Origin of the sequence: Citrobacter sp. RHB21-C05, assembly GCF_013889015.1 — a bacterium.
GTDB classification, from domain to species: domain Bacteria; phylum Pseudomonadota; class Gammaproteobacteria; order Enterobacterales; family Enterobacteriaceae; genus Citrobacter_A; species Citrobacter_A sedlakii.
The window spans coordinates 1,772,724-1,796,937 of sequence record NZ_CP057611.1 but is presented as its reverse complement, the minus strand read 5'-3'; the positions used below and the strand labels follow the sequence as shown (position 1 = coordinate 1,796,937).

The window sequence follows — 24,214 nt, the reverse complement described above, 5'->3', positions numbered from 1 at the left end:
ACGCAGGAGGAGATGCGTCATGGCAGAACACGGTGCACTGGCAACACTCAAAGATCTCGCTGAAAAAGAGGTCGATGACGCTGCCCAACTGTTAGGGGAAATGCGTCGCGGATTTCAGCAGGCGGAAGAACAACTCAAGATGCTGATTGACTACCAGAATGAGTATCGCAGCAACCTGAATAACGACATGAGCCAGGGGATCGCCAGTAATCGCTGGATCAACTATCAGCAGTTTATTCAGACGCTGGAAAAAGCCGTTGAACAGCACCGTCAGCAGTTAACGCAATGGACGCAAAAGGTCGACGTGGCGCTGAACAACTGGCGGGAAAAAAAGCAACGCCTGCAGGCCTGGCAGACGTTGCAGGACAGACAAAACGCGGCGGCGCTACTGGCTGAAAACCGCCTGGATCAGAAAAAAATGGATGAATTTGCTCAGCGTGCAGCAATGAGGAAACCCGAATGATCACCTTGCCCCAACTGGTCACCACCGACACCGATCTGACCACCGGCTTGCCGTCCGGGAAAGCGGCGGATTCTGCGCAGGATTTCCTGGCTCTGCTGGCGGGCGCGCTTGGCGCTGGCGACACGCAGGGTCAGGGCGCGCCGCTTACGCTTGCCGACCTGCGGGCTGCGGGCGGCAAACTGCAGAAAGCGCTGCTGGCGCAGGACGGCGACGCGTTGCCGCGCGATAAGTTGACGGCGCTCCTCGCCGCCAAAGATGCGCAAACCGATGAGTCGCTCAAAGGGCTAAACGACGCCGGAGCGCTGTTTTCGGCCCTGTCGCCGTCACAGAAAACCAGCGCGCTGGCCGTCCTGAGTCAGGCAGAACAAAAAGGTGAGAAGAAAAGCGCACTCAGCGACGACGATCTCGCCAGCCTGAGCGCGCTGTTCGCGATGCTGCCCGGCCAGCCCGGATTCACCACCGCCCCGACAGATGCGCAGCTCAGCGCACCAGGGACATCCCTGCGGGTAGATCCCCGTTCTCTGTCGCAAGAGCGCGCCACTCCTTTCGATGGCGATACGCTAAAAGACGCTAAAAAAGAGGCTGCAATACCGGGCATAGCGGCGGATAACGCCAAAAGCCAGGCGGTTGCCGCGCCAGTCATAACAGGTGGCGCAACGGCTCATGTTGACGCAGAGAGCACGCCGACGCCCGTCGCGCCGGGTCTGGCAATGAGCGCCAACGCGCCATCCACCCCGCAAACAGCGCAGCCTGGCAGCCCCGCGCCAGTGCTGAGCGCCCCGCTCGGCAGCCACGAATGGCAGCAATCGCTGAGCCAGCACATCACGCTGTTCACCCGCCAGGGTCAGCTGAGCGCGGAGTTACGTTTGCATCCTGAAGATCTGGGCCAGGTGCAGATCTCGCTTAAGCTGGATGATAACCACGCGCAGTTGCAGATGGTTTCCGCGCACAGCCACGTTCGCGCCGCGCTGGAAGCCGCCCTGCCGGTTCTGCGCACCCAACTGGCGGAAAGCGGGATTCAACTGGGCCAAAGCAACATCAGCAGCGAAAGCTTCGCCGGTCAGCAGCACTCTTCCTCGCAGCAGCATGCATCTCGTACACCGGGACAGGCGCTGGCGCTGGGCGATGATGAGAGCGAACTGGCGGTTCCGGCCTCGCTGCAGTCTGCCGCGCGCGGTAATGGCGCCGTCGATATCTTCGCCTAACGCCAGAGGTAGCACGATTATCCGCGTCTTTTCCACGCTTTGCCGTGGTCAGGACACGGGATAATCAGCCCATAAGCTGTACCGAAACAGGAAGCCCGTATCAGATGACTGATTCCGCACTTAACAAAAAGAGCAAGCGCTCAATTTGGATCCCACTGCTGGTAATCATTACCCTCGCCGCCTGCGCCACTGCGGGTTATAGCTATTGGCGTATGCAGCAGAAGCCGACAACCGCGGCGAACGAACCGCCGCCTCCGCCTGCGCCGGTCTTTTTTGCCCTCGACACCTTTACGGTGAATCTCGGTGATGCCGATCGCGTGTTGTATATCGGCGTGACGCTGCGTCTGAAAGATGAGGCGACGCGCGCGCGTCTTAACGAATATTTACCGGAAGTCCGTAGCCGCCTGCTGCTGCTGTTCTCACGTCAGGATGCCGCAGTGCTGTCTACCGAAGACGGTAAACAAAAGCTGATCGCGGCGATTAAAGAGACGCTTTCCCCTCCGCTTGTTGCCGGACAACCTAAACAGGACGTGACCGACGTGCTGTACACAGCTTTCATTCTGCGGTAACGACATGGGCGACAGTATTCTCTCTCAGGCTGAAATCGATGCGCTGCTCAACGGTGACAGCGAAACGAAAGACGAACCGAAAGCGGGGATCGCGGGTGAAAGCGATATTCGTCCCTACGATCCGAATACCCAGCGTCGCGTGGTACGCGAGCGTCTTCAGGCGCTGGAGATCATCAACGAGCGTTTCGCGCGCCAGTTCCGGATGGGGCTGTTTAACCTGCTGCGACGTAGCCCGGATATTACCGTCGGGGCGATCCGCATTCAGCCGTACCATGAATTTGCGCGCAACCTGCCGGTGCCCACCAACCTCAACCTGATCCACCTGAAGCCGCTGCGTGGAACGGGTCTGGTGGTTTTTTCGCCGAGTCTGGTGTTTATCGCCGTCGATAACCTGTTCGGCGGCGACGGTCGTTTCCCGACCAAAGTGGAAGGCCGTGAGTTCACGCATACCGAGCAGCGGGTGATCAACCGCATGCTGAAGCTGGCGCTTGAAGGCTACAGCGACGCGTGGAAAGCGATTAATCCGCTGGAAGTCGAGTATGTGCGTTCCGAGATGCAGGTGAAGTTTACCAATATCACCACCTCACCGAACGATATCGTGGTGAACACGCCGTTCCACGTCGAAATTGGCAACCTGACCGGCGAATTCAACATCTGCCTGCCGTTCAGCATGATCGAACCGCTGCGCGAACTGTTGGTCAACCCGCCGCTGGAAAACTCCCGCCATGAGGATCAGAACTGGCGCGACAACCTGGTGCGTCAGGTTCAGCATTCCGAGCTGGAGCTGGTAGCGAATTTCGCCGACATTCCGCTGCGTCTTTCGCAGATTTTAAAACTGCAACCCGGCGATGTGCTGCCGATTGAAAAACCAGACCGCATTATTGCTCATGTGGACGGTGTGCCTGTCCTGACCAGCCAGTATGGCACCGTTAACGGTCAGTACGCGTTACGCGTAGAACATCTGATTAACCCGATTTTGAATTCGCTGAATGAGGAACAGCCCAAATGAGTGACATGAATAATCCGTCTGATGAGAACACTGGCGCATTGGACGATCTGTGGGCTGACGCGTTAAACGAGCAAAAAACGACGACGGCGAAAAGCCCGGCGGACGCGGTATTCCAGCAGCTAGGCGGTGGCGACGTCAGCGGCACGCTGCAGGATATCGATCTGATTATGGATATCCCGGTTAAACTGACCGTGGAATTAGGCCGCACACGTATGACCATCAAAGAACTGTTGCGCCTGACGCAAGGTTCCGTGGTCGCGCTGGACGGTCTGGCAGGCGAGCCGCTGGACATTCTGATCAACGGTTATCTGATCGCCCAAGGCGAAGTTGTGGTCGTTGCCGACAAGTACGGCGTGCGCATTACCGACATCATTACGCCGTCTGAACGTATGCGTCGCCTGAGCCGCTAAACATGCAAACCCAGGCTTCCGTTCAACAGCCCTCCGCGGTTCCCGGCTCCCCTTTGCTTCAGGTCAGCGGCGCGTTGCTGGGAATTATTGTGCTGATTCTGGCGGCCGCCTGGGTCATTAAACGTCTGGGCCTTGCGCCCAAAAGCGGCAACACGCGCGGGCTGAAAGTGTCAGCCAGCACCTCACTGGGTCCCCGTGAGCGGGTGGTGATTGTCGATGTAGAGGACGCGCGTCTGGTGCTCGGCGTCACCGCATCACACATCAACGTGCTGCACACCCTGCCGCCGTCCCCCGTCGTGCCTGAAGAGACCTCTTCCACGCCTGAAAACTTTCACAGCCTGATGGCGAATTTGTTAAAGCGTTCCGGGAGATCCTGATGCGCCGTTTGTTGTCCCTTACACTTGCCGGTTTATGGCTTTTCAGCCCAGCCGCGCTGGCGCAACTGCCCGGTCTGGTCACTCAGCCGTTGCCCGGCGGCGGCCAGAGCTGGTCGCTTTCCGTTCAGACGCTGGTGTTTATCACCTCACTGACCTTTATTCCGGCGATTTTGCTGATGATGACCAGCTTTACCCGCATCATCATCGTTTTCGGCCTGCTGCGTAACGCGCTCGGCACGCCGTCTGCCCCACCCAACCAGGTTCTGCTCGGGCTGGCGCTGTTTCTGACCTTTTTCATCATGTCGCCAGTGATCGATAAAATCTACGTTGACGCCTATCAGCCGTTCAGCGAAGAAAAAATATCCATGCAGGAAGCGCTGGAAAAAGGGGCGCAGCCGCTGCGCGAGTTTATGATGCGCCAGACCCGCGAAGCCGATCTCGCCCTGTTTGCGCGTCTGGCGAACAGCGGGCCGTTACAGGGACCGGAAGCGGTTCCGATGCGTATTCTGCTGCCCGCTTATGTCACCAGCGAGCTGAAAACCGCTTTTCAGATCGGCTTTACCATTTTCATTCCATTTTTGATCATCGATCTGGTTATCGCCAGCGTGCTGATGGCGCTCGGGATGATGATGGTTCCGCCTGCTACTATCGCCCTGCCGTTTAAACTCATGTTGTTTGTGCTGGTCGACGGCTGGCAACTGCTGGTCGGCTCGCTTGCGCAAAGCTTTTACAGTTAGAGGCCAGAAATGACACCTGAATCGGTCATGATGATTGGCACCGAGGCGATGAAGGTTGCCCTGGCGCTTGCTGCCCCGCTGCTGCTGGTCGCGCTGGTGACGGGTCTGATCATCAGCATATTGCAGGCCGCCACGCAGATTAACGAAATGACGCTGTCGTTTATTCCGAAAATTGTGGCGGTGTTTGCCGCCATCATTATCGCTGGCCCCTGGATGCTGAATCTGCTGCTGGATTACGTGCGTACGCTGTTCACTAACCTGCCATATATCATCGGATAACAGGGATGCTGCAGGTAACCAGCGATCAATGGCTTCAGTGGCTTAACCTGTATTTTTGGCCGCTGCTGCGCGTGCTGGCGCTGATCTCTACCGCCCCCATACTCAGCGAACGCGCGATCCCAAAACGGATTAAGCTGGGACTGGGGCTCCTCATTACCGTGGTGATCGCGCCGTCGCTTCCAACGCATAACGTGCCGATTTTTTCGTTTGACGCCTTATGGATAGCGATGCAACAAATTCTGATCGGCATCGCGCTGGGCTTTACCATGCAGTTTGCCTTCGCGGCGGTGCGGACTGCCGGGGAGATCATTGGTCTGCAAATGGGTTTGTCCTTCGCCACCTTTGTCGATCCAGGCAGTCATCTCAACATGCCGGTGCTGGCCCGCATCATTGATATGCTGGCGATGCTGCTGTTTTTAACGTTTAACGGTCATCTGTGGCTGATTTCACTGCTGGTCGATACGTTCCATACCCTGCCCATCGGCGGCAATCCGGTTAACAGCAATGCGTTTCTGGCGCTTGCCAGAGCGGGCGGTCTGATCTTTCTGAACGGCTTAATGCTGGCGCTGCCGGTGATCACGATGTTATTAACGCTGAACCTGGCGCTAGGATTATTGAATCGAATGGCGCCTCAGCTATCAGTATTTGTTATTGGTTTCCCGTTAACGTTGACGGTCGGTATGACATTAATTGCGGCCTTAATGCCGCTTATCGCCCCTTTTTGCGAACATTTATTTAGTGAAATTTTCAATTTATTAGCTGATATCGTTAGTGAATTACCCGCAAATAATATTCCATAATGTTTATCCAGTTATTCTAAGGATTATCCTAAATTGACCAGTCAAAAACATCTACCAGGATAACTCTGACGCGCGTTATTTGTTTTTATCTCACTCACATAACGCAACATTTACTTTACTTTAAGACAATTCCAGGCAAATTATACGTAACTTTACGGGATAGTAAGTCCGCCTGGAAATCGCATTAGCGTCTCGTTGGGTGAAAGTTACGTTCCGTTAAGTTGTGATGAGATATTCGGGTAAGGGGAATTATCGTTACGCATTGAGTGAGGGTATGCCATGTCAACGATTATTATGGATTTATGCAGTTACACCCGGCTGGGTTTGACCGGGTATCTTGTAAGCAGAGGGGTGAAAAAAAGGGAAATCAACGACATCGAGACCGTTGACGAACTCGACATCGCGTGTGAGACCCACCGACCTTCTGTGGTGTTTATTAATGAGGACTGTTTCATCCACGATCCTGACGACAGTCAACATATAAAGCAAATCATTAATCAGCATCCCAATACGTTATTTATTGTTTTCATGGCCATTGCTAATGTCCATTTTGATGAATATTTATTAGTCAGAAAAAACTTATTGATCAGTTCTAAATCTATAAAACCCCAATCACTGGACGATCTTCTTGGCGATATTCTGAAAAAAGAGACCGATACTGCCAGCGTAATAAATTTACCAACGTTATCGTTGAGTCGAACGGAATCAAGCATGTTACGCATGTGGATGGAAGGACAAGGAACGATTCAAATTTCGGATCGGATGAACATCAAAGCGAAAACCGTCTCCTCCCATAAGGGGAATATAAAACGAAAGATAAAAACGCATAACAAACAAGTTATCTATCATGTTGTTCGCCTGACCGATAACGTGACCAACGGCATATTTGTTAACATGCGCTAAGACCTCCCGACTGGTGGGGCGTCCACCAGCCGGGATAACAACCCCGTTGCCGCCCTATTCCGCCTTTTCCACAAAAATGCCGTCCTGGTGCCCCGACTCATTGAAGAACCAGATGCCGAGCGGGTAGTCTTCCAGCGATACCAGGTACATTGTGCCTTCGTTAAACTCCTCTACCGCCAGTACCACGCCAGGACGACGAGGACCGCCATCCGTCTTGACTGTAACCCGATCATTTACGTTCATTTTTCTCCTCCTGTGGCTTTGTGCCAGTGTAGAACAAAAATCCATTCCTGGCAGCGTTCACCCGGCGCGATTGCGGCTTTTCTCAACGGTCTATACTTAGGCTGAAGCACGCTAACGGGAGAGGTTAATGATGAAGACCGCAAAAGACTACAGCGATACCGCGAAACGCGAAGTCAGCGTCGATGTCGACGCGCTGCTGGCCGCAATCAATGAAATCAGTGAGAGCGAAATTCATCGCAGTGGAAGCGATCCGGAAAAGGTCAGCGTTGATGGGCGTGAATACCATACCTGGCATGAATTAGCGGAAGCCTTTGAGCTGGATATACACGATTTCAGCGTGACGGAAATCAACCGCTAACCCGCAGAGGAAAAAAATCCCGACCCAGTTGGGTCGGGATGAAACTTGCTTATGCAAGAAGCACTTGAAAATTCGTTACACCAGGAAATCTGATGTGCGTTAAACCTTATCTGCAATTTTTTTGTATGACAAGCAAATATTTTTGCGATGAATGATTAATACTACTAATGGTTAAGGTGAACACGGCTGCAGGCCTCATGGCGACGGGACCGATCCCGTCTTCAGCGTGGACTACGCCTCCTGGCTTTAGGATTTTTCCTGGTAATAGCTTTTTACAACACGGGAAATCATTATGCTTTCACTGAACGATCCGGTGCTGGTTTTTACCGATCTGGATGGCACGTTACTGGACAATCAAACCTATGACTGGCAACCTGCCGCTGGCTGGCTCGCCCGTCTGCGTGAGCACGAGATTCCCGTCATTCTATGTAGCAGCAAAACCGCCGCAGAAATGCTTTACATCCAGAAATCACTCAATCTGCACGGCCTTCCGCTGATTGCCGAAAACGGCGCCGTCATCGAATATGACAGTCGCTGGCAAACTGAATCTGACTCTCCGCGTCTGATGAGCGGCGTGCCGCACGATGAAGTTAGCGCGGTGCTCAATAAGCTTCGCGAAAAAGGACAGTATAAATTCACAACCTTCGACGATGTCGATGAGGCGACCATTAGCGAATGGACAGGCCTGCCCCACGCCCAGGTCAGCTTAAGCCGCCTGCATGAAGCCTCTGTCACTCTGATCTGGCGTGACAGCGATGCGCGCATGGCGGCGTTCAGCCAACAGCTAAACGCGTTGGGGTTGCAGTTTGTTCACGGCGCACGCTTCTGGCACGTACTTGACGCCAGCGCGGGAAAAGATCAGGCGGCAAACGGGTTAATCGCACGTTATCAGCGCCAGTGGGGGCAACGCCCTGTTACTGTCGGCCTGGGCGATGGCCCAAACGATGCGCCGCTGCTTAAGGTCATGAATTACGCCGTGGTGGTGAAAGGACTGAGCCGCGAAGGGGTGGTGTTACCCGATCAGGCTTCGCCCTACGTCTACCGCACCCGTTCAGAAGGTCCGGCAGGCTGGAGTGAAGGCATGTCGCATCTGTTTACCCCTGACTAGCCCCTCTCGCTCGCACAAACCCGGTTGCGGCCAGCCTGTTTCGCCAGGTATAACCTGCGATCGGCCAGCGACTGCAGCTGTTCAAAATCGTATTCATGGGTTTCCTGCGTGCCACTCACCCCCAGCGAGGCGCTGATCCGCAGCGTGGTGCTTTTCGCTATCAGTAGCTCTTTTTCATTCAGGCGCAGGCGGATCCGCTCTGCGATACGTTCCGCCTGCGCCAGCGTCGTGTCCGGGAGTACCACACAGAACTCCTCTCCCCCGACGCGCCCGGCGACGTCGTTCGCCCGCAGAGTGCCGCTGATTAAGCTCGCGGCGTGAGCCAGCACCCGATCGCCCGCCTGGTGGCCAAAGCGGTCGTTAATGCTTTTAAAGTGATCAAGATCGATTTGAATCACCGACAGCGACTGCTTTTGCGCCCGGCAGCGCTGTACCAGTTGGCGGGCTTTTTCAAACAATGCGCCACGGTTGTACAAACGGGTTAGCGTGTCGTGCCAGGCCTGCCACTGTAGCGAGCTTTGCAACACAAACATGTTGCTCACCATGTGGCGGATGACAATCCACGAGATGATTAACATACTGGTAAACAGCGCCCACAGCAGGGCCAGCGCAATACTGATACTGCCGAAGTCTCCCTGCACCCCTTCACTGAGCGTATGAACGCGGACCAGCACGCCGTCGAAGTGGTCCAGCCGCTGCCAGCTGATGTAGCGACTTCCCATTCGCAAGCCGCCTTCGGTGTCCTGTTCAATCTCGTGGGCAAGCGTCGCCTGCTCACGCGCGTCAAAGGTGTTGATGTTGCGCAATGCCGGCGTCGATGCCGCCAGCATCTTCAATTTACTGTCATACAGCTGGTATTCCCCTTCCACATCCTTGTCGATGGCGTCTTCCATAAACCGTTCCACCGAGGAGACGGGGATCGTCATCGCCAGCACGCCATACCAGTACTGACCGTTATCCAGCGGAACGCTGACGGTGACCCGTTGCAGCTCATCGCGCAACTGCGTGGTCTGGCCGGTGTACCAGCGTACCCCGCGCATCCGGTTCTGCCGCTGCGACTGCTCTTTAAACCACGGCTGGATGACATAATCATAATAACGGGCGGTAATTTCGCTGGAGAGGGCGGAGGGTTGGGTGGAAACATAAAACCCGGCGCGGGAGACGTACATCGCCTGCTGCGTCAGTGAAGAACGGGTCTGGGCTAAACGCAACAAATACCCCACCTCCAGCGCGGCGGTCAGCTCATTATCCAGCGTGTCGCTGTCACGGGAAAGAATGTGGGTTTGGTTAACAAAAGAGTCAGACACGCCGTTCAGCGGCAAGGTTCGACGCTTATCCAGTTCAAGCTGCCAGAATCGCGAATCCCTTTGCTGTTCGAAACGGGAGACGGCGTCCCGGAGCGCGGGAAAGTCAAGCGGCATTGCCAGCGCTTCCTGCATACCGTTACGCAGAAAAAGCAGTTTATCGACGTTATACTGCAGTTGCTTATCCAGCCCGTTGGCGACATTCTCCAGGTGATTGCGCTGGCTGGAAATATAGGCTTCTTCCAGCACGACCACTTCCCGCCAGGTCAGCAGAGTGGAAAAAATCATCACGATCAGAAAACAGAGGTTGACGACGTGACCGGGCCCGAATCGCCGCGCTAACATTTTCAGCCAGCCCCAGTTTTCGATCGTTGTTTCGTGCGGCACGCTGACCACTCCCTACTCGCAATTGCTTTCCTAATCCTGGCATAATTCAGTACGTTACGTATCGCTGACGCGATGCTTTTTTTTCTGCCTAATAAAACGCCCGGCATTCACCGGGCGTTTTATTATCTGGCATTTTCACGCTGGCGCCTTGCGTCACCGGGAACCAGCTCATTCTCATGGAATGCCTCCCGCTTAACGCCGAAGCCGTCATACCACCGACACTCCACCATTCCGCTGGAATACCCGGTGACAATCATGCGTGGTCCGCCCCCTTTCACGGTAACTTCATCACTGACCAAAAAGTGCATACCTGCCTCCTGTATCATGTGAAACTTTTTCACCTTAGACGAGAATGGCGAGTTTTGCCTGGTTGGACAGAAGATAATTAGTGCGCGACGCCACGCACTTTTGCCACCATCTTCACCAACGCAACCACAATGGCGCCGATAATAAAGCCCAGCACCAGGTTCGCCAACGTTGGCAACATTAACGCTATCGCGGCACTCTGCTGGCTGGCAAAATGTTCGATGGCGTGATGCAACGGCGCGACGCCATGCACCACAATGCCGCCCCCGACCAGGAACATGGCCAGCGTGCCAATCACCGACAGCGATTTCATCAGCCACGGCGCGACAATCAGCAGCCCTTTCCCGACCGCCCGCGCCAGCGCGCTGGATTTTTCTGCCAGCCAGTAGCCCATATCGTCCAGCTTAACGATGATCCCCACCAGGCCATAAACGCCCACCGTCACCACTAACGCGATGCCGGAAAGTACCAGCACCTGATTCAGCAACGGCGCGTCAGCCACGATCCCAAGCGTAATCGCTACAATTTCAGCCGACAGGATAAAATCGGTTCGGATCGCACCTTTGATTTTATCCTTCTCAAAGGCCAGTGGATCCTGCGCCGCCAACGCTTCCAGCCGCTTCTTACGCTCAGCCGGATCTTCCTTGTGTTTGCGTGACTCAAGAGTATGAAGCACCTTCTCTACCCCTTCAAAGCACAGGAAAGCGCCGCCGATCATCAGCAAAGGGGTGATCGCCCAGGGGATGAAGGCGCTGATCAGCAGCGCCAGCGGCACCAGAATCACTTTGTTGATAAATGACCCTTTCGCCACGCTCCAGACCACCGGCAGCTCGCGGTTCGCTCTGACGCCAGTGACCTGCTGGGCGTTAAGCGACAGATCGTCGCCCAGTACGCCCGCGGTTTTTTTTGCGGCCAGTTTTCCCATCATAGAGATATCGTCAAGCAGCGTGGCGATATCATCAAGTAACGTCAGTAAACTACTTCCTGCCAAAATAAGTCCCTCGATTTTTCTTCTTGAAGCATTAAGTATGGAGTAAAACACGCAGAGCGGAAACAGATGTTGCTCGTCAACATTTATTTAACAACATGCTGCGAGTATAGTGCTCGCCAGGCAGGTATTTTCGCGTTTACTCTATTGATTCTGACTCTTTCGCCCGTGAGGGATTATGCGTTTTCGGCAGTTGTTACCGCTTTTCAGTGCGTTATTCGCCCTGTATATCATTTGGGGTTCCACGTATTTCGTTATCCGTATCGGCGTGGAGAGCTGGCCGCCGCTGATGATGGCCGGCGTGCGCTTCCTGGCCGCTGGCGTGCTGTTAACCGCCTTTTTACTGCTTCGGGGACATCAACTCCCGCCGCTACGGCCCCTGCTCAACGCCGCGCTGATTGGCATTCTCCTGTTAGCCGTCGGCAACGGACTGGTTACCGTGGCTGAACATCAGAATGTCCCTTCGGGTATCGCCGCCGTAGTCGTGGCGACAGTCCCGTTGTTCACCCTGTGTTTCAGCCATTTCTTCGGCATCAGGACCCGTAAGCTCGAGTGGATGGGGATTGCGATTGGTCTGGCGGGGATTGTCATGCTTAACAGCGGCGGCAATTTAAGCGGTAATCCGTGGGGGGCGATGTTGATTTTGATTGGCTCCATTAGCTGGGCGTTCGGCTCCGTTTACGGCTCGCGTATTACGCTACCGGTGGGCATGATGGCGGGCGCCATTGAAATGCTGGCCGCTGGCGTGGTGCTGATGTGCGCGTCGTTTCTTAGTGGTGAAAAGCTTACCGCGCTGCCCTCGCTTTCCGGCTTCTTCGCCGTCGGTTACCTGGCGGTGTTTGGGTCAATCATCGCGATTAACGCCTACATGTATCTTATCCGCAACGTCAGCCCGGCGCTGGCAACCAGCTATGCCTATGTGAACCCGGTAGTGGCGGTATTGCTGGGCACCGGACTTGGCGGCGAACGTCTGGCGCCGATTGAATGGCTGGCGCTGGGGGTTATCGTCTTTGCGGTCGTGCTGGTAACGCTGGGTAAGTATCTGTTCCCGGCTAAACCGGTTGTGGCGACGACGGTAAAAGATAAAACGCTACAGTAGGTGTATTCCCTGCGTGTCGATCTGCGCGGGGGCGCCATCCCCGCAGATCCACTCTTCAAGACGTTCGGACAGAGCGGCGTCGCTGAGTTTTTCCCGCCCGCGCAGGGCGCACTCCCAGACCACCAATACCCGCCAGCCGAGCGCCTTTAGACGCTGAACATCACGACGATCGCGCTCTACGTTTTTGCCAATTTTTTCCAGCCAGAACGCGGTCCGCGTCGCCGGCACCTTAAACAGATAGCAGTGGTGCTGATGCCAGAAGCAGCCGTGGGTGAAAATGACGCAGCGATAATCGTCGATCACAAAGTCAGGCCGCCCCGGCAGCCCGGCATCCTGCACGCGATAGGCGATCCCCTGTTCCGTCAGCAGCGCGGCAAGACGTTTTTCAATAGCGGTATCGCGGGTCGCTATGGCCCGCATGTTTTTACTGCGCGTGGCCTTATCGTGAACGTCCGCCACTGGCCATCCCTTGCTGACGCAGGGCGACAGCGGCTTTGATTTTCTCCTCCAGCAGACTCGCCACCGCGGCAAAGGCCGGCACGATGACCGAGTTGCCAAACTGACGATAGGCCTGGGTGTCGGAAACCGGAATGCGGAACTGGTATCCCTGCGGCGATTCAAAGCCCATCAGCCGTGCGCACTCTCTGGGCGTTAAGCGACGCGGACGATGCTGCTGGTTTTGCGGATCGTCGAAATGGGCTTCGCCTTTCGCCATATCCCAGCCGCGATCGATCAGAATTTCCGCGCCGTCTTTGTAGTAACGAGCGGACAGCGTTCGCGTGACGCTGTCCGGGTTGGCCGGGTATACCATGCCATAACCAAAACCGTTCCCCTTCGCCTGATGTTTTTTCGCATAGCGGTAGAGATACTTCCACAGCACAGGCGTCAGAACATATTTCGCCTCAACGACAGGTTCAAGAAGTTCGCCAAGGGTGATACGCCGCTGCGGATAACGCGTGGTGATGTCCCGCAGGGTAAAATCGCCCTTGAGGTTGAGATCGCGGCGAAACCCAACCAGCACAATGCGTTCGCGGTGCTGAGGCAGAAAATGTTTGCCATCAATGATCTTCGGATCGTCAGGGCCATTGTCCTCTGCATCCGCCACGTCATAACCCAGCTCGTCAAGCGTCTGCATAATGATGCGGAACGTTTTACCCTGATCGTGGCTTTTCAGGTTTTTCACGTTTTCCAGCACAAAGATCGGCGGACGCCGCGCGTCAATGATGCGCACGACATCAAAGAACAGCGTGCCCTGCGTATCGCAGGCGAAACCGTGAGCGCGACCGAGCGCATTCTTCTTCGACACGCCAGCCAGAGAAAACGGCTGACAGGGGAAGCCCGCCAGGAGTACATCGTGTTCCGGCACATGCTGGCGAATGTGCTCTGCCGCCTGAGCGTCATTCACGCCTTCGCGGTGGCTCAGCGTGACATCGCGGATATCTTCATTAAAGTGATGGCTGTCCGGGTCGCAGTAGTAGTTAGCTTTATACGTGCGTACCGCATGTTTATTCCATTCGCTGGTAAAAACACACTGCCCGCCGATCGCTTCAAACCCGCGGCGGATCCCGCCTATGCCCGCAAAAAGATCGATAAAGCGAAAAGCATAATGGGGATGATGCGCTGGCGGCGCGGGAAGCAACGTACGCAGATGCGCCGCTTCACGTTCACTCAGCCGGTGCCAGACCGAGGCGTTCGCCACCGCACGCTTTAAGATGGCCGGGCTCCAGTGGTGTTCGCCAACCCCGTTCAGCTGCGCCACCAGCGTTTTGACATCATAGATTTCCATTAACTTCGCCAGCATCGCCTGTATCGACTCCGCGCTATTGTCTGTCGCAGGAATCAGCGAGTCCGCTACTGAGAGAGTGTGCTGCATATCTTTAACCGGCCAAAAAAGAGTGATGTGAGAGTAACATAAATTTGGCGTCACGCGTGGTTGGGGCTAAACGCAGCAATCACCGTGGCGTCCAGCGACGCATACTCGCCTTTCAGCTCGGCGCTGAGCTTCGCCATGTAGGTCACCAGGAAATCTGCGTTGTGTCGCGCCAGTTCCCTCCCCCGGGCGGTTTGCATGGTGTTGGGCAGCGCCAGCAGTTTGGTCTGGAAGTGATCGAGCGCGAACTGTTTATCGTTGAGCGCTCGCCGCCGGGCAAGCGGATCTTCCGCATCGAATAGCGCCGCGCCTAACGATCCCGAAACGGCGAAGACACGCGCCAGGCCAATCGCCCCCAGCGCTTCAAGCCGGTCGGCGTCCTGTACGATTTTCGCTTCCAGGGTAACGGGGGCTATATTGGCGCTGAAGCTATGAGCTTCAATGGCGTGACAAACCGCCGCTAACCGTGCTGCCGGGAAGCCGGGAAAGTCATGAATAAGAATACGGCGCGCTTTAGCGGCAGCAAGGACAGACGAGCGGTGGCGTTCAGGATGATTTTTAGCAAGACTGACAATGTCATGGAAATAACAAGCCGTCAGTACCACGAGTTCATCCACAGCCAGCCCACGACTGAGCTGACGAGAAGTCGCCCAGACCCGGCGGAAATGGAAGATATCGTGGGCGGCGTCCTGTTGGTTATGGTGGTTGGCTAACCACGCTTCAAATTGTGACTGCCAGTGCTGAAGATCCACATTGCCTCCCGTGCGTTTGAAACCGCTACAGTAGCAATTTTTAGCGCCGCGTTCACTCTGACGAGGTGCGTGGGCGCGTATACCAGGCGATAGCGCCGAGAATGGCACCCACGACGCTTAGCACCACAAAGCCGAGCAACGCCCCCAGCCATTTCCCGCTGGTTGAACCGGGGCTGCTGTCGAATCCGGCAACCGGAGCAGATTCGACATGACTGATAACCCATACATAATGCAACATTGCCCAGATGAAATAGAGGCAAAAGACATAAAATACCCACAGCGCCAGTTTGCCCCCCAGGCTACGGCTTGCGTTTACTTCCAGACGACTCAAAGAAATCTCCAGTTTTGTGATCTGATGCAGAAAAAATTTCACTTAACTGTTTGTGAGTATAGTCACATTATGCGGGTGTGGAGGTGATTGTCTAAAAACCAACCATTTATTTTGCATATGTTTTGATCCGGCGCAAATTACCCTTGCGCCTGAAAATCTCGCATATCAACCCTATTTTACCGCTTTTGTCAGGTTTATTCCGAGTGAATACATTGATGACAATAATAATAATTGTGTTTTATCCCCTCCCTTTTCACTTTAGATCAAACATGGCATTATCATTAGGTTATTAGCCTTTTTATCGTTTATTTACCCCCCTCATTTACAACCGGCATTTATGTCGGTTTTTTTTATGCTTACCCCCTGAAACATCGTGTTTGAGAAGGCATAAAATATTCATTGTAAAAATCAACCTCAAAAACCAATAACTATCTGATATAAATAGATAACAATCATGAATACATTGTAATCGACTCATATATCATGAATTTTAAATTCCCTAATAGACACATATTGAAATATTTTAAATACATTTGTTACATGTAATATTTAAAATAAAATGAACTCTTTAGAATAGTATCCAAATGTGCTTTCGTGAAAAAAGCACTTATTCATGATGGTTATTATCATAAGGGAATACATAATGAAAAGAAAAGTATTGGCAATGCTTGTCCCGGCATTATTGGTTGCGGGCGCAGCAAATGCAGCGGAAATCTATAATAAAGACGGTAATAAACTGGACCTGTACGGCAAAGTTGATGGTCTGCACTATTTCTCTGATGACACGGGTAACGACGGCGATATGTCTTATGCGCGTTTAGGCTTCAAAGGCGAAACGCAGATTAACGACATGTTAACGGGCTTCGGTCAGTGGGAATACAATATCCAGGCAAATACCACTGAAGGCGAAGGCGCTAACTCCTGGACCCGTCTGGGTTTCGCGGGTTTAGGCTTCGGTCAGAATGGCACCTTCGACTACGGTCGCAATTACGGTGTGGTTTACGACGTTGAAGCATGGACCGATATGCTGCCGGAGTTCGGCGGTGATACCTGGACGCAGACCGATGTCTACATGACCGGTCGTACCAACGGCGTTGCCACCTACCGTAATAACGGTTTCTTTGGACAGGTAGACGGTCTGAATTTTGCGCTGCAGTATCAGGGTAACAATGAAAACCCGGGTTCAGGTGAAGGCACAGGTAATGGCGGCGATCGTAAACTGGCACGTGAGAATGGCGACGGTTTCGGTATGTCCGCGTCTTACGACTTTGACTTCGGGCTGAGCCTGGGGGCTGCTTACTCTACTTCCGATCGTACCGATAATCAGGTTCGTCGCGGTTATGGCGATCGCAGTCAGGCTAACAAATATGCTGGCGGCGAAACGGCTGAAGCCTGGACCGTTGGCGCGAAATACGATGCTAACAACGTTTATCTGGCAGCCATGTATGCAGAAACCCGCAATATGACTTCTTACGGAAGTGGTGAAGATTTTGAAGGCGGCATCGCTAACAAGACCCAAAACGTCGAAGTTGTCGCACAGTATCAGTTCGACTTCGGTCTACGTCCGTCTATCGCGTACCTGCAATCTAAAGGCGTCGACTTAGGCGGCCAGGATATTCATCGTGGTCACTGGCGCTATGTCGACAAAGATCTGGTGAAATATGTTGACGTGGGTATGACTTACTACTTCAACAAAAACATGTCCACCTACGTTGACTACAAAATCAACCTGCTGGACGAAGACGATAATTTCTACGCGGATAACGGTATCGCAACCGATGATATCGTTGCAGTGGGCTTAGTGTATCAGTTCTAATCCCACCGCCTCGCCCAAGCCCGCCTCTGGCGGGCTTTTTGTTGCCTGCTATACCAGTCTCACGTCTTTGATATGTCCGAAATTGTCCAGACACGGTAGAAAAACATGACGCACATCAAGGCGTAAAAAACGTTAGTTCGTCAATTCATTTTGCTCAACGAGAGTTGCGTCACTGACAGCGGGTGGGGTAAGTGCTTGAATAGTGGCGGAGAGAGGGGGATTTGAACCCCCGGTAGAGTTGCCCCTACTCCGGTTTTCGAGACCGGTCCGTTCAGCCGCTCCGGCATCTCTCCGTTTTGATGGTTGCCATGATGCCAGGTAATTTGGCATTTTAACAGACCCTGTCCCTTCAATTTTGTTCAAGTGACGAGTTTGCGAGCAAAACGATGATAAAGTGGCCCTGGAAAGCACAAGATAACGCGCAAAATGCGTCCGCTCAGTGGGAGGAAGCCCTCGCTATCCCCTTGCTGATGACCCTAACCGCGCAGGAACAGGCCAGACTGATCGCGCTGGCGGAACGATTCTTACAGCAAAAAAGGCTGGTCGCACTTCAGGGATTCGAACTCGACGCATTGAAAAGCGCGCGTATTGCCCTGCTTTTTTGTCTTCCGGTACTGGAATTGGGCATCGAATGGCTCGATGGTTTCCATGAGGTGCTCATCTACCCTGCTCCGTTTGTCGTCGATGATGAATGGGAAGACGACATTGGTCTGGTGCATAACCAGCGGGTCGTGCAGTCTGGACAAAGCTGGCAGCAAGGGCCGATTATTCTGAACTGGCTGGATATTCAAGACTCATTCGATGCTTCCGGTTTCAATCTGATCATTCACGAAGTGGCGCACAAGCTGGACATGCGTAATGGCGATCGCGCCAGTGGCATTCCGCTCATCCCACTGCGCGAAGTGGCCAGTTGGGAGCATGACCTGCACGCGGCAATGAACAATATTCAGGATGAAATTGATCTGGTGGGCGAAACAGCATCAAGCATCGACGCTTACGCAGCGAGCGATCCCGCCGAGTGTTTTGCTGTTTTGTCGGAGTACTTTTTCAGCGCGCCGGAGCTTTTCGCCCCACGCTTCCCTGCACTTTGGCAACGGTTTTGCCAGTTCTATCAGCAGGACCCGCTGCAACGGCTACGCGACAGCCAGGAAGAGGACGCGCCTCCACCTTCGCAGGTTCATTAATTCATTGATTTGAAGATTAATTAACCAATTGAAAAAGCGTGTTAATTTTACAGTTGACACGCTGTAGTGCGGCCAGTATTATGCGCCTCGTTCACACGATTCCTCTGTAGTTCAGTCGGTAGAACGGCGGACTGTTAATCCGTATGTCACTGGTTCGAGTCCAGTCAGAGGAGCCAGATTTAAAAAAGCCCGCTTTTTAGCGGGCTTTTTGCTTTATATCTGGTAATCAATCACTACCTCGTCCGGTTCCATCACCTGCCGTTTAATCTCCTCAACCGACAGGCCCGCGTTACATAACTCAATAAATCGCCAGACGTAATTGCGCTGTAACTGCCCACGTTTCAACCCCAGCCAAACGGTATTCGCGTCGAAGAGATGCCGGGTATCCAGGCGCACCAACGTCCCCTCTTCCCGCTCGCCGCTGGACTGTTCCGCCACGAGACCAATGCCCAGCCCCAGTGCGACGTAGGTTTTAATTACGTCGGAATCCTGCGCGCTAAGCACGATATCCGTCAGCAGCCCCTTACGTGCGAACGCCTCATCAATACGCGAACGCCCGGTAATGCCCTGACGGTAAGTAATCAACGGCCACTGTGCGATGGCTTCAAGCGTGAGCGGAGAGGACTGCGTCAGCGGATGTTCGACAGGCACGAGCAGACTGTGATACCAGCGAAACCACGGAAATGCGACCAATAGCGGATCGTTACTCAGCCGCTCGCTGGCGATACCAATGTCCGCCTCACCATTGTGCAGTAAGGTTTCAATTTCCTGTGGCGTGCCCTGAATCAACTCCAGACGAACTTCCGGAAAAATATCGCGGAACGCTTTGATCACGTCTGGCAGACTATAGCGCGCCTGGGTATGGGTTGTGGCGACAGTAAGCACACCGGACGTGTCGTTGGTAAACAGATCCGCCAGACGCCGGACGTTACTGGCTTCATTAAGGATCCGCTCAGCGATCGCTAACAGCGCCTTACCCGGTTCGGTCATGCCTAGAAGACGCTTTCCCCTGCGGATAAAGATTTCGATGCCTAACTCATCCTCCAGTTCCCGAATATGTCGGCTGACGCCTGACTGCGAGGTATACAGCATATTGGCAACGTCGGTCAGGTTGAAATCCCGACGGGCCGCCTCCCGAATAATTTTTAGCTGCTGGAAATTCACGTGTTGCTCCGGAAACATCAGACATTACGCTATTGTTAAAGTCTGACGTCCGGCATAACAAATAATAAAAACCCGCAACTTATTCCGTCAGGGAATAAGGCCTAACTGACCAGTTGCAGCTCGCGATTTGCCAGTGCCGGGCTACTGACCAATGACAGCAGGATCTCTTTCACCGCCTGCGCCTGTGGCGACAAACTGCCTCGTGCCGATATATTCAGCGACAAGGACAGATTCATGGACGGCGCTGTGATCCGCGCCATCCAGCCATTTGCCGCACCGCATAATGAACGTGCAGCGGATTCCGGCAATACGGTGACCCCCATTCCACTGGCAATCGCGGCGGTCAGGGTGGCGATCGATTCTATCTCTCCGATGACCTTCGCGGTTAAGCGACGCAGTGAAAAAGCCTCATCGACCCGCAAACGCACGGCACTGTAGTCGCGCGGCAGGAACAGATTCATCTGAGCGACGGCGGTGAGGTCGACACTCGGGCCAGGGCAATCTCGGGTGCCGACCAGAAACAGATCTTCTTTCAGCAGTGGCTGGCTGGAAATACCCGCCAGCGGTGAACGCTCATACAATACAGCCATATCAAGATGACCGCTGAGTAACTTATCGTTGAGCACTGCGCCGCTGTTTTCATGTAAATAAACCAGTACTTCAGGCAGTTCCGCGCGTACGGCCTGGAGCAGCGGCATGGTCACCGACGAGGCCGCCGTTCCCGGCGCCAGTCCAATCGACACCTGCCCCGTCAGGGTCTGGCCCACGTTATAGACCGCCAGTTGCGCCTGCTCGCATTGACGCAGGATCGCGCGGGCATGAGTATAAAGGATCTTCCCCGCTTCGGTCGGGGTTACACCCCGCTTGGTGCGTATCAATAACTGTTGGTTCAGTTCACCCTCCAGCGTGGCGACCTGTTGACTCAAAGCAGGCTGGGCGATGTGCAATACTTCAGCGGCCTGGGTCAGGCTACCAATATCGACAATTTTCACGAAATATTTCAGTCGTCTGAAGTTCATTTTGCCTCCTGTCGGGAATGCCAGAACCTATGCTGGCAGTGATGTCAGGAGAGAACTGCAAGATACTTGCCAGTTTCTTATCAAGGTTTTCGCGCGTCTTAACCTCCCAAAAAATAAGCGCTTATGATTGTTCCGCTTATGGCCCTGTGCCGTCAGCACTTTTTGATCTGCCCCATTCGGGGTAGCACTGCACCAGAAAAGGGCAAAGATCAACGATCAGAAGTTCGCCGCTTTGCTGGTTTTGTCGACAAACAAACGCACAATCGTATTTCCCCCTTTGACAACATCGGGCACCCTCGTTAATATGCGCCCCGTTCACACGATTCCTCTGTAGTTCAGTCGGTAGAACGGCGGACTGTTAATCCGTATGTCACTGGTTCGAGTCCAGTCAGAGGAGCCAAATTTAAAAAAGCCCGCTTTTAGCGGGCTTTTTGCTTTCCTTCTCGCCATAAAGCCTATATTTTCCTGTTCTTCGCCAAACAAGAATAAAAATCGTTTTCTCTTTCAGCCTGTCGCGGTAGTCTCATAACAGCCACTTATACGTCGGCCGCAATGTGTGTGACCTTGATTCCCATACTAATAATAAAAACAGTACTGACAGGATTACTATGGATTCCACCCTCATCTCCGCTTCCGCGCAGGAGCAAACACCTTCACTTCATCGTGCCCGGCGCGCTGCGCTGGGCAGTTTTGCCGGCGCGGTTGTCGACTGGTATGACTTTCTGCTTTATGGCATCACCGCCGCGCTGGTCTTTAATAGCGAATTTTTCCCTCAGGTCAGTCCGGCGATGGGTACGCTCGCTGCCTTTGCGACCTTTGGCGTCGGGTTCCTGTTCCGCCCGCTTGGTGGGGTGATTTTCGGCCACTTCGGCGATCGTCTGGGGCGCAAACGGATGCTGATGCTCACCGTCTGGATGATGGGGATTGCCACTGCGCTAATCGGTATCCTGCCTTCATTCGCCACTATCGGCTGGTGGGCGCCAGTTATGCTGGTCGTGCTGCGCGCGATTCAGGGCTTTGCCGTGGGAGGCGAATGGGGCGGCGCGGCGTTACTCTCCGTTGAAAGTGCGCCAGAACACAAAAAAGCGTTTTACAGCAGTGGCGTACAAGTGGGATACGGCGTCGGTCTGTTGCTCTCGACGGGGCTGGTGTCGTTAATCAGCTATCTGACTACCGATGAGCAGTTTCTGAGTTGGGGCTGGCGTATTCCCTTCCTGTTCAGCATCGTTCTGGTGCTGGGCGCGCTGTGGGTGCGAAACGGAATGGAAGAATCCGCCGAATTTGAGCAACAAAGAGAACAAGCGCCCGAGGCGAAAAAGCGGCTGCCGGTTCTCGAAGCGCTCGCACAACATCCTGGCGCGTTTTTGAAAATTATCGCTCTGCGCCTGTGTGAGCTTCTGACGATGTATATCGTTACCGCGTTTGCGCTGAACTATTCGACGCAGAATCTCGGTCTGCCACGTGAGCTTTTTTTGAATATCGGCCTGCTGGTCGGTGGATTAAGCTGCCTGACCATCCCTCTGTTCGCCTGGATGGCCGATCGTTTTGGTCGTCGTCGCGTCTATATTACCGGAGCGTTGATAGGGACGCTCAGCGCGTTTCCCTTCTTTATGGCGCTTGAAGCGCAATCTCTGTTCTGGATCGTGTTCTTTTCCATCATGCTTGCCAACATCGCGCATGACATGGTGGTTTGCGTACAGCAGCCGATGTTTACCGGCATGTTTGGCGCAGGTTATCGCTACAGCGGGGCGGGAGTCGGTTACCAGGTGGCGAGCGTGGTGGGCGGCGGCTTTACGCCTTTCATCGCCGCTGCGCTGGTCGCCTTCTTTGGTGGGAGCTGGCACAGTGTCGCCCTCTATTTACTGGCAGGTTGCCTGATTTCAGCCCTCACCGCATTATTTATGAAAGATAAGCAACACGCCTGATCGTATTGCGAGGGCCATTCGGCTCTCGCATCCTCTCAAAAACTCTCACTTTTGTTTCATAAACGCCTGACATACTATCGGGTAAGCAGTACACCTGTAAAACAAGGAGACACAGATGAAGAGTAAGGGCTCCAGCCTGACGCCAGCGCAAGCGTTGGAAAAACTTGACGCGCTATATGAGCAGTCGGTTCAGGCGTTGCGCAGTGCCATTGGCCAGTACATTGAAACCGGGGAGCTTCCCGATATCACCGCCCGCAATAAAGGTCTTTTTGTTTATCCGTCGCTTTCCGTGAGCTGGGACGGTAATGCCACCAACCCGCCAAAAACGCGCGCCTATGGTCGCTTCACTCACGCGGGATGTTACTCAACTACCGTCACTCGCCCGACGCTGTTTCGTCGCTATCTTGAAGAACAGCTTACACTGCTTTATCAGGATTACGACGCGCATATCACCGTAGAGCCTTCACAGCATGAGATCCCCTACCCCTACGTGATTGACGGATCCGAGCTGACGCTGGACCGTTCCATGAGCGCCGGGTTAACCCGACACTTCCCCACCACTGAGCTGGCGCAGATTGGTGATGAAACGGCAGACGGTATTTATCATCCGGCAGAATTTTCGCCGCTGTCGCATTTTGATGCGCGCCGGGTCGATTTTTCCCTCGCGCGGCTACGCCATTATACGGGTACCCCGGTGGAGCATTTTCAGCCGTTTGTCTTGTTCACCAACTACACCCGTTATGTTGATGAGTTTGTCCGATGGGGATGCAGTCAGATCCTCGATCCGGACAGTCCTTATATTGCTCTTTCCTGCGCGGGCGGTATCTGGATTACGGCAGAAACAGAAGCGCCCGAAGAAGCGATTTCGGATCTGGCGTGGAAAAAGCATCAGATGCCCGCCTGGCACCTTATCACCGCCGATGGGCAAGGCATTACGCTGGTGAATATTGGGGTGGGTCCGTCAAACGCCAAGACCATTTGCGATCACCTGGCGGTGCTGCGCCCTGACGTCTGGTTGATGATTGGCCACTGCGGTGGTCTGCGCGAAAGTCAGGCTATAGGCGATTATGTGCTCGCGCATGCTTACCTGCGCGACGATCAGGTGCTGGATGCGGTACTGCCCCCGGATATTCCAATCCCAAGCATCGCGGAAGTCCAGCGCGCGCTGTATGACGCCACGAAGCTGGTCAGCGGTATGCCGGGTGAAGAGGTGAAACAGCGGCTGCGTACCGGTACCGTGGTCACCACTTCCGATCGCAACTGGGAGCTGCGTTATTCAGCCTCGGCGCTGCGATTTAACCTGAGCCGCGCAGTCGCGATTGATATGGAAAGCGCGACCATCGCCGCACAGGGTTATCGCTTCCGGGTGCCGTATGGAACGCTGCTGTGCGTGTCAGATAAACCGCTGCATGGCGAGATCAAACTGCCCGGCCAGGCGAACCGTTTCTATGAGGGCGCGATCTCAGAGCACCTGCAAATCGGCATTCGCGCCATTGACCTGTTGCGCGCGGAAGGCGACCGCCTGCACTCACGCAAGCTGCGTACCTTCAACGAACCACCGTTCCGTTGATTTTCTTCTGAATCTGAAAAGCAAAAAGCCCGCTAAAA

The 24,214-nt window shown here is 54.2% G+C and carries 27 protein-coding genes and 3 tRNA genes; 19 read left to right on the top strand and 11 right to left on the bottom strand.

Translation table 11 applies throughout. The features are described 5' to 3' along the window. The first annotated feature begins 19 nt into the window (after positions 1-19). The 10 genes from fliJ to rcsA all read left to right on the top strand — a co-directional run bounded on the left by fliJ (position 20) and on the right by rcsA (position 6,752). Positions 20-463, top strand: a complete 444-nt coding sequence (gene fliJ, locus HVX72_RS08595; protein WP_042284040.1) for a flagellar export protein FliJ — start codon at positions 20-22, stop codon at positions 461-463. Continuing rightward, positions 460-1,668: a flagellar hook length control protein FliK gene (fliK, locus tag HVX72_RS08590; RefSeq protein ID WP_181822999.1), complete on the top strand. Its 1,209-nt coding sequence runs from the start codon at positions 460-462 to the stop codon at positions 1,666-1,668. The genes fliJ and fliK overlap by 4 nt, the downstream gene beginning before the upstream one ends. Positions 1,669-1,772: 104 nt before the next feature. After that, the gene (gene fliL, locus HVX72_RS08585) at positions 1,773-2,237 is read left to right on the top strand and encodes a flagellar basal body-associated protein FliL (protein ID WP_042284042.1); all 465 of its coding nucleotides are present in this window, start codon (positions 1,773-1,775) and stop codon (positions 2,235-2,237) included. Positions 2,238-2,241: 4 nt separating this feature from the next. Then, positions 2,242-3,246, top strand: a complete 1,005-nt coding sequence (gene fliM, locus HVX72_RS08580) for a flagellar motor switch protein FliM (RefSeq protein ID WP_042284043.1) — start codon at positions 2,242-2,244, stop codon at positions 3,244-3,246. Then, entirely contained in the window at positions 3,243-3,656 is a 414-nt protein-coding gene (gene fliN / locus HVX72_RS08575; RefSeq protein ID WP_042284046.1) for a flagellar motor switch protein FliN, read from the top strand. Before fliM ends, fliN begins: the two co-directional genes overlap by 4 nt. A gap of 2 nt (positions 3,657-3,658) precedes the next feature. Continuing rightward, positions 3,659-4,033, top strand: coding sequence for a flagellar biosynthetic protein FliO (gene fliO / locus HVX72_RS08570; protein WP_042284048.1), 375 nt, complete (start codon positions 3,659-3,661; stop codon positions 4,031-4,033). Continuing rightward, positions 4,033-4,770: a flagellar type III secretion system pore protein FliP gene (fliP, locus tag HVX72_RS08565; RefSeq protein ID WP_042284050.1), complete on the top strand. Its 738-nt coding sequence runs from the start codon at positions 4,033-4,035 to the stop codon at positions 4,768-4,770. The genes fliO and fliP overlap by 1 nt, the downstream gene beginning before the upstream one ends. Positions 4,771-4,779: 9 nt before the next feature. Then, positions 4,780-5,049 (top strand): flagellar biosynthesis protein FliQ, encoded by a 270-nt coding sequence (gene fliQ, locus HVX72_RS08560; protein ID WP_042284053.1) that lies wholly within the window; start codon positions 4,780-4,782, stop codon positions 5,047-5,049. A 5-nt stretch (positions 5,050-5,054) separates the two neighbouring features. Next, entirely contained in the window at positions 5,055-5,849 is a 795-nt protein-coding gene (gene fliR, locus HVX72_RS08555) for a flagellar biosynthetic protein FliR (protein WP_042284056.1), read from the top strand. 279 nt (positions 5,850-6,128) lie between these two features. Continuing rightward, positions 6,129-6,752, top strand: coding sequence for a transcriptional regulator RcsA (gene rcsA, locus HVX72_RS08550; protein ID WP_042284059.1), 624 nt, complete (start codon positions 6,129-6,131; stop codon positions 6,750-6,752). Positions 6,753-6,806: 54 nt separating this feature from the next. On the opposite strand, the gene dsrB is transcribed toward rcsA, so the two are convergent. Next, the gene (dsrB, locus tag HVX72_RS08545) at positions 6,807-6,995 is read right to left on the bottom strand and encodes a protein DsrB (RefSeq protein ID WP_042284063.1); all 189 of its coding nucleotides are present in this window, start codon (positions 6,993-6,995) and stop codon (positions 6,807-6,809) included. A 130-nt stretch (positions 6,996-7,125) separates the two neighbouring features. Here dsrB and yodD point away from each other — a divergent pair, with 130 nt between their 5' ends. Both yodD and HVX72_RS08535 read left to right on the top strand, forming a co-directional pair. Continuing rightward, complete coding sequence (yodD, locus tag HVX72_RS08540; RefSeq protein WP_042284746.1) at positions 7,126-7,353, top strand: YodD family peroxide/acid resistance protein; 228 nt, start codon at positions 7,126-7,128, stop codon at positions 7,351-7,353. Between the two features lie 292 nt (positions 7,354-7,645). Further along, positions 7,646-8,461: a mannosyl-3-phosphoglycerate phosphatase-related protein gene (locus tag HVX72_RS08535; RefSeq protein WP_181822998.1), complete on the top strand. Its 816-nt coding sequence runs from the start codon at positions 7,646-7,648 to the stop codon at positions 8,459-8,461. Here HVX72_RS08535 and dgcQ read toward each other — a convergent pair. The 3 genes from dgcQ to HVX72_RS08520 all read right to left on the bottom strand — a co-directional run bounded on the left by dgcQ (position 8,458) and on the right by HVX72_RS08520 (position 11,449). Then, positions 8,458-10,152, bottom strand: coding sequence for a cellulose biosynthesis regulator diguanylate cyclase DgcQ (dgcQ, locus tag HVX72_RS08530; protein WP_181822997.1), 1,695 nt, complete (start codon positions 10,150-10,152; stop codon positions 8,458-8,460). The genes HVX72_RS08535 and dgcQ overlap by 4 nt on opposite strands. Positions 10,153-10,274: 122 nt before the next feature. After that, positions 10,275-10,460, bottom strand: a complete 186-nt coding sequence (locus HVX72_RS08525) for a YodC family protein (protein WP_181822996.1) — start codon at positions 10,458-10,460, stop codon at positions 10,275-10,277. Positions 10,461-10,537: 77 nt separating this feature from the next. Next, a complete protein-coding gene (locus HVX72_RS08520) occupies positions 10,538-11,449 on the bottom strand; it encodes a DUF808 domain-containing protein (protein WP_060571443.1) in 912 nt (303 codons plus the stop codon). A gap of 175 nt (positions 11,450-11,624) precedes the next feature. On the opposite strand from HVX72_RS08520, the gene yedA reads away from it, so the two are divergent. Beyond that, positions 11,625-12,545 (top strand): drug/metabolite exporter YedA, encoded by a 921-nt coding sequence (gene yedA, locus HVX72_RS08515; protein WP_181822995.1) that lies wholly within the window; start codon positions 11,625-11,627, stop codon positions 12,543-12,545. Here yedA and HVX72_RS08510 read toward each other — a convergent pair. The 4 genes from HVX72_RS08510 to drpB are packed head-to-tail and all read right to left on the bottom strand — an operon-like array spanning position 12,537 to position 15,489. Then, positions 12,537-13,004, bottom strand: coding sequence for a very short patch repair endonuclease (locus HVX72_RS08510; RefSeq protein WP_042284083.1), 468 nt, complete (start codon positions 13,002-13,004; stop codon positions 12,537-12,539). The two genes, yedA and HVX72_RS08510, sit on opposite strands and share 9 nt — an antisense overlap. Beyond that, positions 12,985-14,418, bottom strand: a complete 1,434-nt coding sequence (locus HVX72_RS08505) for a DNA cytosine methyltransferase (protein ID WP_181822994.1) — start codon at positions 14,416-14,418, stop codon at positions 12,985-12,987. Before HVX72_RS08505 ends, HVX72_RS08510 begins: the two co-directional genes overlap by 20 nt. 50 nt (positions 14,419-14,468) lie before the next feature. Further along, on the bottom strand, positions 14,469-15,167 hold the full coding sequence (locus HVX72_RS08500) for a phosphohydrolase (protein ID WP_181822993.1): 699 nt from the start codon (positions 15,165-15,167) through the stop codon (positions 14,469-14,471). A gap of 52 nt (positions 15,168-15,219) precedes the next feature. Continuing rightward, positions 15,220-15,489 (bottom strand): cell division protein DrpB, encoded by a 270-nt coding sequence (gene drpB, locus HVX72_RS08495; protein ID WP_082636905.1) that lies wholly within the window; start codon positions 15,487-15,489, stop codon positions 15,220-15,222. Positions 15,490-16,141: 652 nt separating this feature from the next. On the opposite strand from drpB, the gene ompC reads away from it, so the two are divergent. Further along, complete coding sequence (gene ompC, locus HVX72_RS08490; RefSeq protein ID WP_060571449.1) at positions 16,142-17,314, top strand: porin OmpC; 1,173 nt, start codon at positions 16,142-16,144, stop codon at positions 17,312-17,314. A gap of 203 nt (positions 17,315-17,517) precedes the next feature. On the opposite strand, the gene HVX72_RS08485 is transcribed toward ompC, so the two are convergent. Then, positions 17,518-17,607 (bottom strand) — tRNA-Ser (locus tag HVX72_RS08485). Between the two features lie 93 nt (positions 17,608-17,700). Between HVX72_RS08485 and mtfA the strand changes: the two genes are divergently transcribed. Next, positions 17,701-18,498 carry a DgsA anti-repressor MtfA gene (gene mtfA, locus HVX72_RS08480; RefSeq protein WP_042284095.1) on the top strand — a complete coding sequence of 266 codons (798 nt, stop codon included), beginning with the start codon at positions 17,701-17,703 and terminating at the stop codon, positions 18,496-18,498. Between the two features lie 100 nt (positions 18,499-18,598). Beyond that, a tRNA-Asn gene (locus HVX72_RS08475) sits at positions 18,599-18,674 on the top strand. Between the two features lie 37 nt (positions 18,675-18,711). On the opposite strand, the gene cbl is transcribed toward HVX72_RS08475, so the two are convergent. Together cbl and nac are read right to left on the bottom strand one after the other, a co-directional pair. Further along, positions 18,712-19,662, bottom strand: a complete 951-nt coding sequence (gene cbl, locus HVX72_RS08470) for an HTH-type transcriptional regulator Cbl (RefSeq protein WP_060570629.1) — start codon at positions 19,660-19,662, stop codon at positions 18,712-18,714. Between the two features lie 101 nt (positions 19,663-19,763). Further along, positions 19,764-20,681 (bottom strand): nitrogen assimilation transcriptional regulator NAC, encoded by a 918-nt coding sequence (nac, locus tag HVX72_RS08465; RefSeq protein WP_042284100.1) that lies wholly within the window; start codon positions 20,679-20,681, stop codon positions 19,764-19,766. Between the two features lie 324 nt (positions 20,682-21,005). Between nac and HVX72_RS08460 the strand changes: the two genes are divergently transcribed. The 3 genes from HVX72_RS08460 (at position 21,006) to HVX72_RS08450 (ending at position 24,176) form a co-directional block, all read left to right on the top strand. Next, positions 21,006-21,081, top strand: a tRNA-Asn gene (locus tag HVX72_RS08460). Between the two features lie 208 nt (positions 21,082-21,289). After that, entirely contained in the window at positions 21,290-22,606 is a 1,317-nt protein-coding gene (gene shiA, locus HVX72_RS08455) for a shikimate transporter (RefSeq protein ID WP_181822992.1), read from the top strand. 115 nt (positions 22,607-22,721) lie between these two features. After that, a complete protein-coding gene (locus tag HVX72_RS08450) occupies positions 22,722-24,176 on the top strand; it encodes an AMP nucleosidase (RefSeq protein ID WP_042284105.1) in 1,455 nt (484 codons plus the stop codon). Positions 24,177-24,214 lie beyond the last annotated feature (38 nt).

Excerpts from the sequence above, each read along its gene's own strand:
- rcsA (WP_042284059.1), top strand. The coding sequence starts at position 6,129 with ATGTCAACGATTATTATGGATTTATGCAGTTACACCCGGCTGGGTTTG.
- yedA (WP_181822995.1), top strand. The coding sequence starts at position 11,625 with ATGCGTTTTCGGCAGTTGTTACCGCTTTTCAGTGCGTTATTCGCCCTG.
- yodD (WP_042284746.1), top strand. The coding sequence starts at position 7,126 with ATGAAGACCGCAAAAGACTACAGCGATACCGCGAAACGCGAAGTCAGC.
- ompC (WP_060571449.1), top strand. The coding sequence starts at position 16,142 with ATGAAAAGAAAAGTATTGGCAATGCTTGTCCCGGCATTATTGGTTGCG.
- fliP (WP_042284050.1), top strand. The coding sequence starts at position 4,033 with ATGCGCCGTTTGTTGTCCCTTACACTTGCCGGTTTATGGCTTTTCAGC.
- fliM (WP_042284043.1), top strand. The coding sequence starts at position 2,242 with ATGGGCGACAGTATTCTCTCTCAGGCTGAAATCGATGCGCTGCTCAAC.
- HVX72_RS08525 (WP_181822996.1), bottom strand. The coding sequence starts at position 10,460 with ATGCACTTTTTGGTCAGTGATGAAGTTACCGTGAAAGGGGGCGGACCA.
- HVX72_RS08535 (WP_181822998.1), top strand. The coding sequence starts at position 7,646 with ATGCTTTCACTGAACGATCCGGTGCTGGTTTTTACCGATCTGGATGGC.
- HVX72_RS08505 (WP_181822994.1), bottom strand. The coding sequence starts at position 14,418 with ATGCAGCACACTCTCTCAGTAGCGGACTCGCTGATTCCTGCGACAGAC.
- dsrB (WP_042284063.1), bottom strand. The coding sequence starts at position 6,995 with ATGAACGTAAATGATCGGGTTACAGTCAAGACGGATGGCGGTCCTCGT.
- fliN (WP_042284046.1), top strand. The coding sequence starts at position 3,243 with ATGAGTGACATGAATAATCCGTCTGATGAGAACACTGGCGCATTGGAC.
- fliQ (WP_042284053.1), top strand. The coding sequence starts at position 4,780 with ATGACACCTGAATCGGTCATGATGATTGGCACCGAGGCGATGAAGGTT.
- fliJ (WP_042284040.1), top strand. The coding sequence starts at position 20 with ATGGCAGAACACGGTGCACTGGCAACACTCAAAGATCTCGCTGAAAAA.
- shiA (WP_181822992.1), top strand. The coding sequence starts at position 21,290 with ATGGATTCCACCCTCATCTCCGCTTCCGCGCAGGAGCAAACACCTTCA.
- fliO (WP_042284048.1), top strand. The coding sequence starts at position 3,659 with ATGCAAACCCAGGCTTCCGTTCAACAGCCCTCCGCGGTTCCCGGCTCC.
- mtfA (WP_042284095.1), top strand. The coding sequence starts at position 17,701 with ATGATAAAGTGGCCCTGGAAAGCACAAGATAACGCGCAAAATGCGTCC.
- fliK (WP_181822999.1), top strand. The coding sequence starts at position 460 with ATGATCACCTTGCCCCAACTGGTCACCACCGACACCGATCTGACCACC.
- nac (WP_042284100.1), bottom strand. The coding sequence starts at position 20,681 with ATGAACTTCAGACGACTGAAATATTTCGTGAAAATTGTCGATATTGGT.
- HVX72_RS08450 (WP_042284105.1), top strand. The coding sequence starts at position 22,722 with ATGAAGAGTAAGGGCTCCAGCCTGACGCCAGCGCAAGCGTTGGAAAAA.
- fliL (WP_042284042.1), top strand. The coding sequence starts at position 1,773 with ATGACTGATTCCGCACTTAACAAAAAGAGCAAGCGCTCAATTTGGATC.
- fliR (WP_042284056.1), top strand. The coding sequence starts at position 5,055 with ATGCTGCAGGTAACCAGCGATCAATGGCTTCAGTGGCTTAACCTGTAT.